Annotated in this window: 13 protein-coding genes; 5 read left to right on the forward strand and 8 right to left on the reverse strand. The window is 63.8% G+C overall.

The features are described from left to right. Positions 1 to 317 precede the first annotated feature (317 nt). Both IB272_RS21795 and IB272_RS21800 read left to right on the forward strand, forming a co-directional pair. Entirely contained in the window at positions 318 to 2549 is a 2232-nt protein-coding gene (locus tag IB272_RS21795; protein WP_348646803.1) for a TonB-dependent siderophore receptor, read from the forward strand. Next, positions 2549 to 3811, forward strand: a complete 1263-nt coding sequence (locus IB272_RS21800; protein WP_060581062.1) for an MFS transporter — start codon at positions 2549 to 2551, stop codon at positions 3809 to 3811. Before IB272_RS21795 ends, IB272_RS21800 begins: the two co-directional genes overlap by 1 nt. Before the next feature lie 21 nt (positions 3812 to 3832). On the opposite strand, the gene IB272_RS21805 is transcribed toward IB272_RS21800, so the two are convergent. Further along, entirely contained in the window at positions 3833 to 4804 is a 972-nt protein-coding gene (locus IB272_RS21805) for a helix-turn-helix domain-containing protein (RefSeq protein WP_192445044.1), read from the reverse strand. 124 nt (positions 4805 to 4928) lie between these two features. Between IB272_RS21805 and IB272_RS21810 the strand changes: the two genes are divergently transcribed. Next, a complete protein-coding gene (locus IB272_RS21810) occupies positions 4929 to 5546 on the forward strand; it encodes an isochorismatase family protein (protein ID WP_060581082.1) in 618 nt (205 codons plus the stop codon). A gap of 79 nt (positions 5547 to 5625) precedes the next feature. Here IB272_RS21810 and IB272_RS21815 read toward each other — a convergent pair whose 3' ends face one another. The 6 genes from IB272_RS21815 to IB272_RS21840 all read right to left on the reverse strand — a co-directional run bounded on the left by IB272_RS21815 (position 5626) and on the right by IB272_RS21840 (position 12486). Further along, positions 5626 to 6642 carry a LacI family DNA-binding transcriptional regulator gene (locus IB272_RS21815; RefSeq protein ID WP_034805926.1) on the reverse strand — a complete coding sequence of 339 codons (1017 nt, stop codon included), beginning with the start codon at positions 6640 to 6642 and terminating at the stop codon, positions 5626 to 5628. Positions 6643 to 6763: 121 nt separating this feature from the next. Further along, a complete protein-coding gene (locus tag IB272_RS21820; protein ID WP_110818812.1) occupies positions 6764 to 8044 on the reverse strand; it encodes a D-tagatose-bisphosphate aldolase, class II, non-catalytic subunit in 1281 nt (426 codons plus the stop codon). Between the two features lie 5 nt (positions 8045 to 8049). After that, complete coding sequence (locus IB272_RS21825) at positions 8050 to 8991, reverse strand: sugar kinase (RefSeq protein WP_060601765.1); 942 nt, start codon at positions 8989 to 8991, stop codon at positions 8050 to 8052. Positions 8992 to 9013: 22 nt separating this feature from the next. Continuing rightward, positions 9014 to 9976, reverse strand: coding sequence for an ABC transporter permease (locus IB272_RS21830; RefSeq protein WP_060601762.1), 963 nt, complete (start codon positions 9974 to 9976; stop codon positions 9014 to 9016). Further along, a complete protein-coding gene (locus IB272_RS21835; protein WP_060601759.1) occupies positions 9973 to 11484 on the reverse strand; it encodes a sugar ABC transporter ATP-binding protein in 1512 nt (503 codons plus the stop codon). Before IB272_RS21835 ends, IB272_RS21830 begins: the two co-directional genes overlap by 4 nt. Positions 11485 to 11595: 111 nt before the next feature. After that, positions 11596 to 12486 carry a substrate-binding domain-containing protein gene (locus IB272_RS21840; protein WP_034805529.1) on the reverse strand — a complete coding sequence of 297 codons (891 nt, stop codon included), beginning with the start codon at positions 12484 to 12486 and terminating at the stop codon, positions 11596 to 11598. Positions 12487 to 12745: 259 nt separating this feature from the next. On the opposite strand from IB272_RS21840, the gene IB272_RS21845 reads away from it, so the two are divergent. After that, positions 12746 to 13030, forward strand: coding sequence for an acylphosphatase (locus IB272_RS21845; RefSeq protein WP_060530400.1), 285 nt, complete (start codon positions 12746 to 12748; stop codon positions 13028 to 13030). A 30-nt stretch (positions 13031 to 13060) separates the two neighbouring features. Here IB272_RS21845 and IB272_RS21850 read toward each other — a convergent pair whose 3' ends face one another. Continuing rightward, positions 13061 to 13714, reverse strand: coding sequence for a TetR/AcrR family transcriptional regulator (locus IB272_RS21850; RefSeq protein WP_246810401.1), 654 nt, complete (start codon positions 13712 to 13714; stop codon positions 13061 to 13063). A 204-nt stretch (positions 13715 to 13918) separates the two neighbouring features. On the opposite strand from IB272_RS21850, the gene IB272_RS21855 reads away from it, so the two are divergent. Further along, positions 13919 to 15115 (forward strand): multidrug effflux MFS transporter, encoded by a 1197-nt coding sequence (locus IB272_RS21855; protein ID WP_060521947.1) that lies wholly within the window; start codon positions 13919 to 13921, stop codon positions 15113 to 15115. Position 15116 lies beyond the last annotated feature (1 nt).

Consider the following 15116-nt stretch of genomic DNA (forward strand, 5'->3'; position numbering starts at 1 on the left):
GGTTTCGCGCCTTACAAGAATCTTTTCTGACAAAAATCGTCCGGTGACGTCAGGAGAACGCGCTCCCCACACTCTTAGTCAGCAGTGGCGGCGCTGCACCTGGTTCGAGGTGGCCCGCCCGGAGTTGGAGTAGGGGATCTCGGATGAGAATTTTGCAGGGTCGTGGATCGCGACGCCGGTCTTTTGCATGCTTGGCGCTCGCCAGTGTTTCTTTCATCGCCTGCGCGAGCGCAGTGCAGGCGCAGGCGACGGCGGCACCGTCCGCGATCACGGCGTCCAAAGCGATCTCCGTTCCCGCGGGCTCCCTTGAAACGGGCATTCTCAAGCTCGGCCGGCAGGCCGACCTGCGCCTGCTCTATCCGAGCGCGCTCACCAGCGGCAAGGTGACCAAGGGCGTTGAAGGCAGGCTCGCGACCGAGGCGGCGGTTGCGCAACTGCTCGACGGGACCGGGCTTCGCTTCCGCATCGTCAGCGCAACGACCGTGCAGATCTTCGATCCGGCGGACGCGACGATCACCACCGGCGCCGTCGTCAGGGATGGCGCAACGCAACTGGAAAAGATCACCGCGACCGGTGAGCGGACCGGCGCCGAAGGCATCGTCGAGACCGACGGCTACGTGGCGAAATCCGCTAGGATCGCCACCAAGACCGATACGCCGGTCATGCAGACGCCGCAGTCGATGTCGGTGATCAGCCAGAAACAGTTGCAGGACCTGAAGCCCCAGAACCTGATGGAGGCGCTGAATTATACGCCCGGCGCCCGCGTCGGCCAGTACGGCGCCGAGCCGCGCTTCGACGCCTTCAAGGTACGCGGCATCGACCTGACGCTGACCGGCATCTTCCGCGACGGCATGCGCCAGATCGCAAGCCCCAACGGCCTGTTCCGGCTGGAGCCCTATGGCGTCGAGGCAATCGCCACGTTGCGCGGCCCGGCCGCCTCCATCTACGGCGCCAGCTCGTCTGGCGGTATCGTCGATATCGCCTCGAAACGCCCGACCAGCGACCCGCTGCGCGAGGTCGAGGTGCAATACGGTTCCTTCGGTCGCGTGCAGGGCGCCTTTGACGTTTCCGGACCGCTCGACGACGAAGGCACCATGCTCTACCGCATGACCGGTCTTGCGCGCGACGGCCGCACCGAGATCGAGGCGGTGAAGGACGACCGCCTGTTCATCGCGCCCGCTTTCACCTGGCAGCCGGACGAGGGCACCAAGTTCACGCTGCTTGGCGAGTACATGGATTCGACCACCGGCGGCACCTGGGGCTACCTCAACCGCTACGGGCCGGACGGCAAGTCGATCGGCGCGATCCCGACCTATGGCGGCGACGCCCGCTTCAACGATTTCACCCAGAAGCAGGCGCGCATCGGCTACGAGCTGGAGCATGAGCTCACAGACAGCGTCACGCTCTTCCACAAGCTGCGCTACTCCGACATTTCGACGCGGCAGGAATGGGTGTTCGCCAAGTATCCGGGCCTGACCGTCGAGGACAACAGCGGCCTTGCCAGCGACACCTATCTGAAGTTCGACTTCGACACGGGTGCCGCCGCGCACCAGCTGATCGCCGGCATCGACTACAGCTACATGAAGTATACATCGCAGCAGGGCAGCGGGCCGGATCTCTTCACCGACGACTTCACCTATGTGCCGAAGCTGACTTCGACCCAGAAGCAGTCGCAAAGCGGCATCGGCATCTACATCCAGGACCAGATCGAGTATGAGGCCTGGCGCCTGACGGCGGGCCTGCGCCACGACTGGGTGGACAACAAATATTCCGTCGACGGAAGGCGCTTCAACCGCGACGACAGCGAGACGACCGCGCGCGCTGCCCTTGGCTACGTGCTGCCGAACGGCATGATGCCCTATGTCAGCTACGGCACGGCCTTCGTTTCCAACCCGGGCGTGATCCTCAATCTCGGCGGCACCGATACGCCGGCGATGCCGACGCTCGGCAAGCAATGGGAGGCCGGCGTCAAGTACGAGATCCCCGGCCAGAACGCGACGATTACGGCCGCGGTCTTCAACATCGACCAGGAAAACGCCACCGTCTACGAGACGTCATCGGGTCTCAACCTCCTGCGCCAGCTCGATCTGAAGTCACGCGGATTCGAGCTCGAGGGCACGGCCTCGCTCGACAACGGCTGGAACTTCATCGCGTCCTACTCCTACAACGACGTCGAAATCACCAAGCTGACGTCGGAAACGCTCGGCAACCAGCTGAACTCCTCGCCCTACCACATGTTCTCGCTGTGGGCGGACTACGAGGTGCAGTCCGGACCGCTCGAAGGGCTCGGGGTCGGCGCTGGCGTGCGCTATGTCGGCTCGAGCTTCGGCGACAACGTCCACACGCCGGTTCTCAACAACCCGGCGCGCACCTTTGTCGATGCTTCGGTGCGCTACGATCTTGGCGCTGCCAATCCGAACTTCGAGGGCGTGCGGCTTCAGCTCAATGCGACCAACCTCTTCAACGAAGTCGAGCAGCTTTGCACAACGGGCTTCTGCTACTTCGACGAAGGCCGCAAGGTGGTCGCCAGCCTGCGTTACCGCTTCTGATGGCGTCGGAAAAGGCAGTCCAGCCAAGGCCGTCGCCCGCCGCGATCTTCTTCGCGGTCGGTGGGCTCTATGTCGCGCAGAGCGTGATCGGCGGGCTGACGATGCTCGGCCTGCCGGCGGTCTTGCGGACGCAGGGCCTCCCGCTCGACCAGATCGGCCTCGTCTATCTGACGGTGCTGCCCTGGGCGCTGAAGTTCCTCTGGTCGCCGCAGGTGGAGCGTTTCCGCCTGCCGGTGGTCGGTCGCAACCGCTCGGCGGTCATCATTGTCGTCGGCGGCACGCTGTCGGCGCTGATGCTTACGGTTCTCGGGTTCATCGGCCCGGAGCGGCTCTTCCCCGTTCTCGCCTGCCTCGTGTTCATCGCGCTCTTCACCTCGACCGTCGACATCGCCTGCGACGGTTTTGCGGTCGAGACGCTCGCCGAAGAGCATCACGGTTGGGGCAATGCCGCCCAGGTCGGCGGCTCCTATGTCGGCTCGGCGATCGGTGCCGGCCTGTTCCTCGTGCTCGTCGATCGGCTCGGCTGGGCCCCGGCGGTGTGGATCATGGCCGCCGTCGTGCTGGGGCTCGGTCTGCCTTTCCTGCTCGGGCCCGGTTCGCGCCCGACGAACGAGGCGCGCAGCCACACTCCGTCGCTCAAGGCTGCGCTCGCCCGGCCGGAGGTGCGCAAAGGCCTTCTGCTCGCAGCGATCTATGTGTCCGCGCAGAAATGGGGCCTTGCCATGCTCGGCCCTTTCCTGATCGACTACGGGTTCGACCTCGCCTCTGTCGGTATGCTCAATGGTGTCGGCAGCATGCTCGTCGGCTTCGGTGGGGCCTTGTTCGGCGGTCTGCTCGTGCGCCTGTGCGGTGCCGGTGCCGTGCTGATCGGCGCGCTGCTCCTGCAGGTGACGATGCTGGTCGCGTTCGCCTATGTCGGCGCCTCCGGCGATGTCTCGCGACCGCTGGTGATGACGCTTGCGGTCGCCAGTTCCTCCGGCGTCATGGCGATCGGCTTCGTCGCGCTCTATGCACAGTTCATGGGCTGGGCCGATCCGCGCCAGGCGGGCGTCGATTTCACTCTGTTCCAATGCATGGACAGCCTTGTCAGCATGGCCGGGGGCTTGGGCGCCGGCTGGATCGCCGAACGGTTCGGCTATTCCGCCTTCTTTATTTGCGCGGCAGGGGTTTCAACGGTTGCGGTGCCGTTGCTGGCGTTCCTCGTGCGGCCGCCGATGCGGCCGACGCGCAGCGCGCCTTGCCCTGACGCCGGCGCTCCCTGATGTACACGGGCAAGGGACCGGTCAGGGCGCGGATGCACGTGCTGGCCGGTTGCGGAACTGTCGGCGATAGCTGGCTGGCGAGAGGGAGAGGGCGCGGGTGAAATGCTGGCGGAAGGAGACGGTGGAGCCAAAACCCGCCATCTGCGCTACGTGATCGACCGAACAGGAGCCGGTCTCCAGCAGGCGCTGCGCCACCGCCAACCGCTGCGCCAGAACCCATTGCGTGAACGTCGTTCCCGTCTTCTTGCGGAAATGTCGGGTGAAGCTGCGGAGACTCATGCCGGCGTGATCGGCCAGCCGTTCGAGCGACAGTGGCTCGTCGAGATGTTCGATCGCCCAGGTAATCGTCGCTGAGAGCGGGTCGCCGCTGCCGGGGGCAGGGAGCGGCGCTTCGATATATTGCGCCTGGTCGCCGTGACGATGAGGTGCGACGACCAGCCGGCGGGCGATGCGGTTGGCGATCTCGGCGCCGTGGTCGCTGCGCACGATGTGCAGGCAGCAGTCGATCGCCGCGGCCGTTCCGGCGGACGTCAGGATATCGCCCTCGTCGAGATAGAGCGCGTTCCGGTTCAGCGCGACCTGCGGGTAGGCGCGCTCGAATTCGTCCGCCCAGGCCCAGTGCGTCGAGGCCGCCCGGCCGTCGAGCAGCCCGGCTTCGGCGAGCACGAAGGTGCCGAGGCAGAGGCCGACGAGCCGGGCGCCACGCGCGTGGGCGTCGCGCAAGGCCCCAAGCAGGCTTTCCGACGGACGGCTGCCCGCATCGTTCCAGGCCGGCACGATGATCGTGTCCGCTTCCGTCAGGCTCGCGAGATCGTGCTCCACCTCGATGCTGAAACCGGACATGGTGCGAACGGTACCCGTCTTTTCTCCGGCAACCACAAGCCGGTAACGTGGCGCGCCGAGCTTCAACAGGTCGTCGCCGAAGACGATGCAGGGCACCGAGAGGTGAAAGGGGCTGATGCCCTCGAAGGCGACGATGGCGACGGTGTGCATGTGCTGGCCGATACTCAAGCAATGAAGTTGGCCGGAACCTATCACATATTGTCATTCAGGCCACTTTCGTGATGAGGCCGCTTTGACGATCTTCGCGGGCGTCGAAACGCGAAAGGAACCTCCGATGACACAACACCCGACCATCCGTACGATTGCCGGTGCCGCTGCCCCCGCCAGCCTCGATCCCAGGAAGACGGCGCTGCTGGCGATCGACTTCCAGAACGAATATTTTGGCGGCCGCATGCCGATCCCCGATGGCGAAAAGGCGCTCGCCAATGCCAAGCGGTTGATACAGCGCGCCGATTCCGATGGGATGAAGGTCTATCACGTCAAGCATGTCACGCCGGCTGGCAGCCCGGTGTTTGCCGAGGACAGCGAGACTTCGGCGTTTCACCGGGACATTCAGCCCGCCGCCAACCATTCGGTGGTGCGCAAATCCTCCGTCAGCGTCTTTGCCAGCACGGATCTCGGCACCCAGTTGAGGCAGGCTGGCGTCGATACGCTCGTCATGTCAGGGCTGATGACCCATGCCTGCGTTGCCGGTGCAGCGCGCGATGCCGTGCCGCTCGGCTTCAACGTCATCGTCGCTTCGGATGCCTGCGCCACACGCGATCTCGATACGGGGGAAGGTGACGTCGTTCCGCATGCGCTGCTGCATCGCGCATCGTTGGCGACGATCGATGACACCTTCGGCGATATCCTGACGACCGATCAGGTGCTGGCGCTGGCGCGCCGGTCCTGATTGAGCAGCGCAACCGGGCCTGTCTGGAGCGCGCTCTTCTGAGACGTCGCATTCGGACAGAACGGGTCGCCCGACCTTGCTAGGCGGAACCGCGCAGCATGATCTCGGCGCTCAAGAGAATGCGCTCGTCCTCGGGGAAGGCGCCGCCGTCGTCGGTGGTTTCCCCGAGCTTGAACAAAAGCAGTTCGATCGCCAGACGACCGATCTCGTTGTAGTTCTGCGCCACCGTCGTCAGCGGCGGGCAGGTGTAGCGCGACAGCGGATGGTCGTCGTGGCCGGCGACGCGCAGATCCGCATCGGCATCGCGTCCGACCTTGAGACCCGACTGGAAGGCGGCGGCAATGACGCCGAAGGCGACGCGGTCGTTGGCGCAAAGCACCGTCCTGGTTGGAAAGCCGCCGGAGCCGAGGATGCGCAGCGTCTCGTCGAAGCCGAATTTTTCGAAATCCCAGGCGGCATTCGGCGTGGTTTCGACCAGTGCCGGCTCCATCTTCAGCTGCTGCATCGCTTCCAGATAGGCGTCGCGCCGGGCCATCGCGTTGTTGTTGACCGGCGGCATGCCGAAGTAGCAGGGCGGGCTGCCGGAGCGGCAAAGATAGTCGACCATCAGACGGAAGCTCTGGCGGTTGTCGGTGCCGACGAAGGACGAGCTGTCGTCGAGTGGCGAGTCCACATAGATCAGCGGAATGCTGGCGCCGAGCGCCGTCAGCGTCCGGTGATGCGACTGCACGCCGAGCGGCGCGATGATGGCGCCGGCGACGTTCATCGACTTGAAGGTCTCGATCGCCCGCTCTTCCATTTCCGGCCGCCCGTCGGAGGAGAGCACGAAGGCAAGGAACCCTGCCTGGTTGGCGATGTGTTCGATCCGGCGCGTCAGCGCCATGTAAAAGGGATCGGTCGAGTTCGGGACGATGACGCCGAGGATATTGGTGCGGCGGCGGTTCAGGTTGACGGCGAAGATGTTCGGGCGAAAACCCGACTGCTTGATCGCAGCCTCGATGGCATCGCGGGTCTTCTTGCGGACCGAGCCTGGATCATTGAAGTATTTCGAGACCGTCGGGCGCGACAAGCCGACGAACTCCGAAAAATCCTCCATGGTCTTGATCTGTCTGTCCACGGTCGCTGTGCCCCATATTGTTTTGATTTCGTTTATAGGTTCATTTCGAGGGGATAGGCAGTACCGGCTCGCAAATATTCACCGAACAGAGGGCCGGGCGCTAAGCGCGGCAGGCCCTGAAGTAATCCTCGAGAACCCGATCGACGGCAGCAAGTGCCAGCGGTTTTGCTTGAGCCGCGACTTCACCGTCGCGCACGCGCTCGTAATTGCCGGGGAGATACTGGCTGATCAGCGTTTCCGCGATGACGACGCCGTCAAGCAGTGCCAGAAGTTCTTCGACGGCTGCCGCGACCTTCGGATGCGGCCAGTAATAGCGGATGCGGTCGCTATAGGAGAAGTGCCGCTGCAGCCGCTGGGCCTCCGCCGAGCCGTGGTAATACTTGCCCCAGTTGGCCGGCTCCTCGCGCATCACTTCCTCGGTGACGGCCGCCAGCGTCTGCTTGCGCGCCTCGGGGAAAAGGAAGGCGGCGATCTGGTCGAGGCCGTAGAGTGCCTCGCGCAAAGCGAAGGTCAGGCCCGGGCCGACCTTGAGAATGGCAAAGCCGTCGGAAACGAGATCGCGCAGCGCCTCTGGTGTCTGGTAGTCGGTCGAATGCGCTTCGAAGACGACGCCGTCGAGCTGTTTCAGGGTGGCGCTAAGCTTCGCCGCTTTCGCCCGGTCATAGGCGATCACGTTCTCGTTGCCGAACTCGACGCCCGGCTGGACCACCGCGCCCACGACACGTCCGAAGGCGTCGGCAGCGCCGGCCTTTTCAAACGCCTGGCGATGAATGGAGACAGTCTCGACCGCCGCCTCGGGTGCGGTGACTTCCAGCGTGTCGAGCTCTTCCAGTGCGCCGCCCGGAACCGGCACTTCGGTGCCGATGATGTAGACGGGAGCGGCGTGGTTTTCGCCGCGAATAGCGGCTTCGGCGGCAGCCGCCAGCCGCGCGGCGCGCTCCGCCGTCACCGCATCGGGCAGAGCCACCGGCTCGCCGGCGCAGCCCATGCTGGTATCGAGATGCAGCTTGGTGAAGCCGGCCTTGGCATAGGCTTCGATCATCGTCTCGGCCTTGGCCATGGCCTCTTCGGCCGCAAGGTGTTTCCACGGGTTGGGGCCGAGATGGTCGCCGCCAAGAATGATCTTGTCCTTCGGGAAGGCGACACGATCGGCGATCCCGGCGACGAAGCGGGTGAAATCGGCGGGCGTCATGCCGGTATAGCCGCCGTCCTGGTTGACCTGGTTGCAGGTCGCCTCGATCAAAAGCGCGGCATCTTCCTTCAGCGCCCGAAGCATGGCGGCTTCGATCACCAGCGGGTGGGCCGAGCAGACGGAGGGTATGCCGCGGGGGCCGGGGCGTTCGGACCAGCGGGCGATGTCGATCAGAAGGTTCTGTTGCATGGCGGTCAGCCCTTTTTCGCGGTGATGAAGGTTTCGAGATCGGCGCGCGTCGATGCGCCTTCCATCGGGCCGGAAATCATGACGGCGCGCGCGCCCGAGGCATTGGCGAATTCCAGTGCTTCAGCGGGCTTGGCTCCGTTCAGCCAGAAGGTGACGAAGGTCGCGCCGAAGCAGTCGCCGGCGCCGGTCGGGTCGATTTCCTCGACCGCAAAACCCGGATGCGAGAGCGTCGTTTCACGATCGAAATAGCTGGCGCCTTCGGCGCCGCGCTTGACGACGACCACCTTGATGCCGGTGGCGAGCAGCTCGGCAATGGCTTCCGCTTCGGTCTTTGCCTGCGTGAACAGGAAGAGTTCCTGTCCGCTCGGCAGGAAGACGTCGGTCTTGGCGAGCACCGCCTGCAGCGCCTCGCGCATGCCGGGACTGTCGAGGATTTCCGGCCGCAGGTTCGGGTCGAAGGAGACGGTGCCGCCGGCTGATTTGATGATCTCGATCGCGGCGATGATGCTCTCGACCACGCTTGGAGCGTAGAGCGACGAGCCCATCACGTGCAGGTGGCTGCAAGTTCCGACCAGCGCCCGGGTCGCCTCGTCGAGCCGGATCGTGCCGCAGGCACTGTGGCGGATGTTGAAGACGAAGGCGCGGCTGCCGTCGGCGCGGTAGCGCACGAAGGCGCTGCCGGTGGTGCCGAGCGGATCGACCGCGATACCCGAGATGTCGACGCCATCGGCCTTGAGCCGATCAAGGTTGACGTGGCCGAAATCGTCGTTGCCGACGCGCGAGATCATTGCCGCTGCCTGGCCGAGCTTGCCGACCTGGTCAATGAAGATCGCCGGCGCACCCGAGGGGTAGGGGCCGATCAAAGGGGTCGCCTGGCGAAAGCCGTCGCCCTTTTCCGTGGCGATGATCTCCACGAGAATTTCGCCGATCGTCAGTATCTTGTGCATGGGTATGTTCTCTTCGGAAAGATCAGCGCTTTGCCTGCTTGGCGCGTACGTCGAGCCAGACGGCGATCAGGATCACCAGGCCCTTGACGATGAGCTGGTAGAAGTAGGGGACCGACAGCATGTTCATGCCGTTGTTCATGACGCCGATGATGAGCGCGCCGATCAGCGTGCCGACCATGGTGCCGACGCCGCCGGCGAGCGAGGTGCCGCCGAGGACTGCCGCCGCGATCGCGTCGAGCTCGTAGCTCATGCCGGCATTGGTCTGGGCGGAGAACAGGCGGGAGGAGAGAAGCACGCCGCTGATCGCCGCCATCACGCCCGAGATCATGAAGATGGTGATCTTCAGCCGGTCGACCTTGATGCCGGAATAGACCGCTGCCTCGCGATTGCCGCCCGTCAGATAGGCGCGGCGGCCGAAGCTCGTCTTGCTCAAAAGGATGTGGTTGACGAGGAAGAGCACGGCGACGACCCAGATGATGATCGGCAGGCCGAGGAAGCTTTCGGTACCGATGGCGGTCCAGGTCGAGTTCTCGATCATCGCCGGCGCGCCGTTGGTCGGCAGGCTGACCATGCCGCGGTAGATGCCCATGGTCGCGACGGTGACGATGAAGGAGGGAAGCAGCAGTTTTGCCGTCAGCACGCCGTTCAGCATGCCCATCAGGGCGCCGGCAAGAAGCGTGACGACGAGCGCCGGCGCGAAGCCGAGACCGAAGGCGAAACATTGCGCCCCGACCATGCCCGCAACCGCGATGATCGAGCCGACCGAAAGGTCGATCTCGCCGAGCAGGATCACCCAGGTCATGCCGAAGGCGGCGATCGCCACCACGGCCACCTGCTGCAGGATGTTCATGAAGTTGACGACCGACATGAAGCGCGGGTTGAGGAAGGAGAAGATGACGCAGAGCATCACCAACGACAAAAGGATGCCGCCATACTGTTTCAGGGCGCGCAGGAAGGCGGCCTGGAGTTCGGATTGCTGCGTCATGATTTAAATCCCGTTGCGTGCGCCATGATCGTTTCCGGGTTGAGTTCGGCGCCGGAAAGCGTTGCGCCGATGACGCCCTCGTGCATGACGACGACGCGGTCGCTCATTCCCAGCACTTCCGGCAGCTCGGAGGAGATCAGCAGGATCGCCGTTCCCTCGGCCGCCAGCTGGCGGATGATCTTGTAGATTTCGAACTTGGCGCCGACATCGACGCCGCGAGTGGGCTCGTCGAGGATCAGCACCTTGGGCCGGGTCAGCAGCCACTTGGCGAGCACGATCTTCTGCTGGTTGCCGCCGCTGAGCGAACCCGAGGGCGTGTCGAGCGAATGGGTCTTGATCGCCAGCCGGCCGACTTCCTGGGCTGCCGCCGTGCGTTCGGCGCGGCTGCGGGTGAAGCCGAGCGGGCCGGTGAAATCGGAGAGCGCCGCCATCGAGATGTTCCAGCCGACGCTGTGGCTGAGGACCAGGCCCTCTTCCTTGCGGTTTTCGGTGACGAAGCCGATGCCGCGGGCGATTGCCTCTGCCGGCGAGCGGAAGCGGACCGGTTTCCCCTCGAAGTGCACAGTTCCGGTCGCAGCCTTCATGCCAAAGAGCGCGTTCATCACCTCGGAGCGGCCGGAGCCGACGAGGCCGAAGAAGCCGAGGATTTCACCGGGCCGGATGTCAAAGGAGATGTTCTCGAACTCGCCGTCGCGGGTGAGGTCGTCGACGGAGAGAACCGGCGTGGCATCCGGCTTCTGCTCGTGTGCCGCTGGCGGATAAATTTCGTCCATGCGGCGGCCGACCATCAGCGCGATCAGCGTCTCGATGGTGACGTCGTCGCGATCATGGGTGGAGACATATTCACCGTCGCGGATGACCGTGATGTCGTCGCTGAGCCGCATGATCTCTTCCATGCGGTGCGAGATGTAGATGACCGCGACGCCACGGCTCTTCAGCCGCGCGATGATGTCGAAGAGGATCTCGGCTTCGCTGTCGCTGAGCGACGACGTCGGCTCGTCGAGAATGACGACTTTGGCCTCGTGGCTTAAGCCCTTGGCGATCTCGACCAGCTGGCGCTGGGCAATCGAGAGATTGCCGACCTTCTCGCTGACGTCGATCGGCAGGCCGAGATCGGCGACGATCGCGCGGGCCCTGGCGACCAGTTCCTTGTCGTTGATGAAGCCGAAGCGGCGTGGCTCGCGGGTGGCGAGAATGTTTTCGGCCACCGTCAGATTGCTGCAGAGGCTGAGTTCCTGGAAGACGATGGCAAGACCGAGTGCGGCGGCATCCTGCGGATTGCGCGGCTGGTAGGGGCGCCCATCGAGGGCGATTTCCCCCGAGGTCGCCTCGTGAACCCCTGCGAGGATCTTCATCAGCGTCGATTTGCCGGCGCCGTTTTCGCCGAGCAGCGTGTGCACCCGGCCGCGGCGAACCTTGAGGCGCATGCCCTTCAGCGCCGCGACCTGGCCGAAGGATTTGGTGACGTTGTCGATTTCGAGAATGGTATCGCTGGTCGAACCAAACATGGCGGCCTCCTTCAGGTCAGCCGAGAGCAGCGCCTCCGGCCAGAGGACGGAAACGGACCCTGATGGGTTGCCGCCGCCCCTGAGGTGAGGCGGCGGCTGTCCTGGGAGGACTTACTTCGCGGTGTAGACGCCGGGGACGATCGGCTGTTCGGCCGGCACGGTCTCGCCGGCGGCAACCTTGACGGCGGTGTCGACCGCCTGCTTGCCCATCTGGTCCGGGAACTGTTGGATGACGCCGACCATGACAGGGTTCGTGTCGACGGCGTCGCGCGCTTCCTTCATGCCGTCGAAGCCGATGACCTTGACCTGGGATTCGAGACCCGCAGCCTTGACCGCAACGGCAGCGGCAAGGGCGGCATCGTCGCCGAAGCCGAAGATGCCGGTGATATCAGGATTGGCCTGCAGCATGTTCTGGGCGGCGGCCAATGCTTCGGCGCGGGTGATGCCGGTCTGGATCGCGACGATTTCCATGTCCGGATGCTTGGCGATCGCTTCCTTGAAGCCGTTGACACGGTTTACCACCGACTGGACCGTCGGATAGTCGATGACGGCGACCTTGCCCTTGTTGTCGAGAACCTTGGCCATCAGCTCGCCGGCCTTGACGCCGCCGGTGAAGTTGTCGGTGCCGATATGCGAGGTGACGGTCGCGCCATTTGCCGGAACGTCGACGGTGATCACCTTGATGCCGGCCTTCTCGGCTTTTTCGATCGCAGCGCGCACGCCCTGGCTGTCGACCGGCGAGATGACGATGACGTCGACGCCCTTGACGATGAAGTCTTCGACATCGGCGAGCTGCTTGTTCAGATCCTGGTTGGCGATCGAGACCTCGAGCTTGACGTTCTTGGCTTCAGCCTCGGCTTTCATCGCGTCGGCGAGCTCGATGTAGAACGGGTGCTGCTGGGTCAGAAGCGACGCGCCGATGCCGTCGGCAAAAGCCGAGGAGGCAAGGAGCGACAGCGCCGTGCCGGCGACGAGAGATTTCAGAATGCGGGACATGTTCATGGTTTCCTCCCTGGAAACGGCGCGGGCCTTCTTGTGTCTCAGCCAAGCTGGCGAGGCCCTCCCGCCGCCGTCTTGGTGAGGCCGTAAAAATCATAAAAGTTTTCGCGCGTCAACTTTTAAAAATACACGAACAAAATATTTGGAGCGCAGTGTGGAAATTTCTACGTTGCAGCGGTCGTCCTTTCAGTCCTTTTGCGGGTGGCTTGTCTTTCCGGAGCCTTGCGCCAGATTTCATGACAAACGGCAAAGGAGACGAGCCATGGCTGAGACCGGCAAGACGGCGTTGGTCCGCATTCTTGGGCGGGTGCAAGGCGTCAGCTTCAGGGTCTGGACGCGTGACGAGGCGCGCAAGCTCGGTCTGGTGGGATGGGTTCGAAACGAGGCGGACGGGTCGGTGGCCGCCTTGATCAGCGGCCCGGAGGACGCGGTCACCCTCATGCTCGAGCGCCTGCATGACGGGCCGCCGGCGGCATGGGTTTCGAAGGTCGTTGCCGAATTTGTCGAGCCGCCCGGGCACATCGGTGACTTTCGCATCACCAAATAGGCCGGGATTGGTTTTTAGCGCCGGTTGGCGTTAGGCTTCCGAAACCGTTGACGGCCGGCCATAGGCGCGCAGGAACGTCTTCACCGCCCTGCGGGCGCTGATCTCCAGCTCTGCTTCGCTCGGCGTTTCACCGAAGAGCCCACCCATCTGCAGGTCGGCCTTGATCAGTGCGATGAACTGGCGCGCCGCGAGGTCGAAATCGTCGATGTCGAGCGGTGCGATGTGGGCAAGGCGCGCAAACAGCGCCGCCAGCGCCCGATCGGTCTTGCCCGGTCCCTGCTCCCGCCAGAACTGGAAGAGATGCGGATAGCGGTTGCCCTCGGTCGAGATCAGCTTCTGGATGAACTTGGCGTCCTGGTTGCAATTGCAGTTCTTGTTGAGGCGCACGGCAAATTCGGCCAGGTCTTCCTCGAGGTTATCGCCGTTTTCAGGAAAGGTCGCGAGGATGGAGAAAAGCACGCCGTTCACGCGATCCATGATGTCCTGGATCACCGCCATGAACAGCGTCTCTTTCTCGCGGTAGTGATTGTAGATGGTCTGACGCGAGACACCGGCCTCAATGGCGATTTCGTCGATGCTGGCGCCGGAAAAGCCTTCCCGACAGAAAACATCGGCCGCGGCCTCCAGGATCGAGAGGCGTTTCGCGAATTGCCCTTTCTGGGGGCGAGCGTCAGACGAGGCCAAATCAAATTTCTTCATGGACCGAAGATAGGCGCCATTGACGATTTAGACAATGCTGTCTAATTTGACACGTATGTCCAAATTAATGGACGGAATAGTCAGCGCAGGATGCGTATCCCCAACGTTCGATCCTGGCACGACGATGTCTTTGAGTTTCAATCCGGGCGGCAGCGATTTCGGCGCCGCGATTTCTGAAAGTTCATTGCCATGACAACGTCCTTCCTCCGCACGGCGATCGTGCTCGGCCTGATCTCGGCGATCGGCCCCTTTGCAATCGACATGTATCTGCCGGCCTTGCCGTCGATCGGCAAGGACCTGACGGCCGAAAACGGCGTGGTGCAGTTCAGCCTGCTGGCGTTCTTCATCTCCTTTGCCATCTCGCAGCTTGTCTATGGCCCCCTCTCCGATATTTGGGGCCGCAAGGCTCCGCTCTATCTCGGCATCGGCCTCTTCACCGTCGCCAGCATCGGCTGCGCGCTTTCGACCGACATCGAAACCCTGATCGCCTTCCGCTTCCTGCAAGGGATCGGCGGTGCCGCCGGCATGGTCATTCCGCGCGCCGTGGTGCGCGACATGCACACGGGCGTCCAGGCTGCGCGGCTGATGTCGATGCTGATGCTGGTCTTCAGCATTTCGCCGATCCTGGCGCCGCTTGCCGGCAGCGCCGTCATCGGCTTCTACGGTTGGCGCGGCGTGTTCTATGCGGTGACCATCGCCGCCTTCATCGGCCTGATCCTGCTGTCGACGCAATTGCAGGAAACCCGGCCGAAGAAGGATCGCGCCGACAGCAGTATCGCAAGTGCGCTTGCCGCCTATCGCCTGCTTCTCTCCGACCGCAATTTCCTGACGCTCACCTTCATCGGCGGCCTCGGCATTTCCGGGTTCCTGGTCTATCTCGCCAATTCGCCCTTCGTGCTGATCGACCATTATGGGCTGACGCCGACTGAGTACAGCATCGCCTTTTCGATCAATGCCGTGTCGTTCTTCGCTGTGTCGCAGGCGACCGGCTGGCTCGGCGAGCGCTTCGGTCTGGTGCGGGTCATGCATCTTGCCGTCGGCGCGTTCGCGCTGACCATGGTCACGATGTTTATCGTCATGAGCCTCGGCTTCAACCAGTTGCCTGTCATGGCCGCGTTCCTCTTCGTCGGCTATGGCGTGCTCGGCCTGGTTATCCCGACCTCGGCGGTGCTGGCGCTTGAAGACCACGGCGAGATCGCCGGCACGGCCTCGGCACTGATGGGTACGCTGCACTTCGTCACCGCCGCCGTCGCCATGGTGGTTGCGACTATCTTCTTCGACGGAACGGCCCTGCCGATGGCCGGCGCGATCGCCGCTTGCGCCCTTGCCGCCTTCCTGCTGACGCAAGCAACGATCGGCCGCAGCCGGGTGGTCGCGGCAGAGTAGG

The sequence above is a fragment of the Ensifer sp. ENS08 genome (assembly GCF_014852195.1).
GTDB lineage: Bacteria > Pseudomonadota > Alphaproteobacteria > Rhizobiales > Rhizobiaceae > Ensifer > Ensifer adhaerens.

Excerpts from the sequence above, each read along its gene's own strand:
- IB272_RS21830 (WP_060601762.1), bottom strand. The coding sequence starts at position 9,976 with ATGACGCAGCAATCCGAACTCCAGGCCGCCTTCCTGCGCGCCCTGAAA.
- IB272_RS21835 (WP_060601759.1), bottom strand. The coding sequence starts at position 11,484 with ATGTTTGGTTCGACCAGCGATACCATTCTCGAAATCGACAACGTCACC.
- IB272_RS21820 (WP_110818812.1), bottom strand. The coding sequence starts at position 8,044 with ATGCAACAGAACCTTCTGATCGACATCGCCCGCTGGTCCGAACGCCCC.
- IB272_RS21825 (WP_060601765.1), bottom strand. The coding sequence starts at position 8,991 with ATGCACAAGATACTGACGATCGGCGAAATTCTCGTGGAGATCATCGCC.
- IB272_RS21840 (WP_034805529.1), bottom strand. The coding sequence starts at position 12,486 with ATGAACATGTCCCGCATTCTGAAATCTCTCGTCGCCGGCACGGCGCTG.
- IB272_RS21815 (WP_034805926.1), bottom strand. The coding sequence starts at position 6,642 with ATGGAGGATTTTTCGGAGTTCGTCGGCTTGTCGCGCCCGACGGTCTCG.
- IB272_RS21800 (WP_060581062.1), top strand. The coding sequence starts at position 2,549 with ATGGCGTCGGAAAAGGCAGTCCAGCCAAGGCCGTCGCCCGCCGCGATC.
- IB272_RS21855 (WP_060521947.1), top strand. The coding sequence starts at position 13,919 with ATGACAACGTCCTTCCTCCGCACGGCGATCGTGCTCGGCCTGATCTCG.
- IB272_RS21810 (WP_060581082.1), top strand. The coding sequence starts at position 4,929 with ATGACACAACACCCGACCATCCGTACGATTGCCGGTGCCGCTGCCCCC.
- IB272_RS21845 (WP_060530400.1), top strand. The coding sequence starts at position 12,746 with ATGGCTGAGACCGGCAAGACGGCGTTGGTCCGCATTCTTGGGCGGGTG.
- IB272_RS21805 (WP_192445044.1), bottom strand. The coding sequence starts at position 4,804 with ATGCACACCGTCGCCATCGTCGCCTTCGAGGGCATCAGCCCCTTTCAC.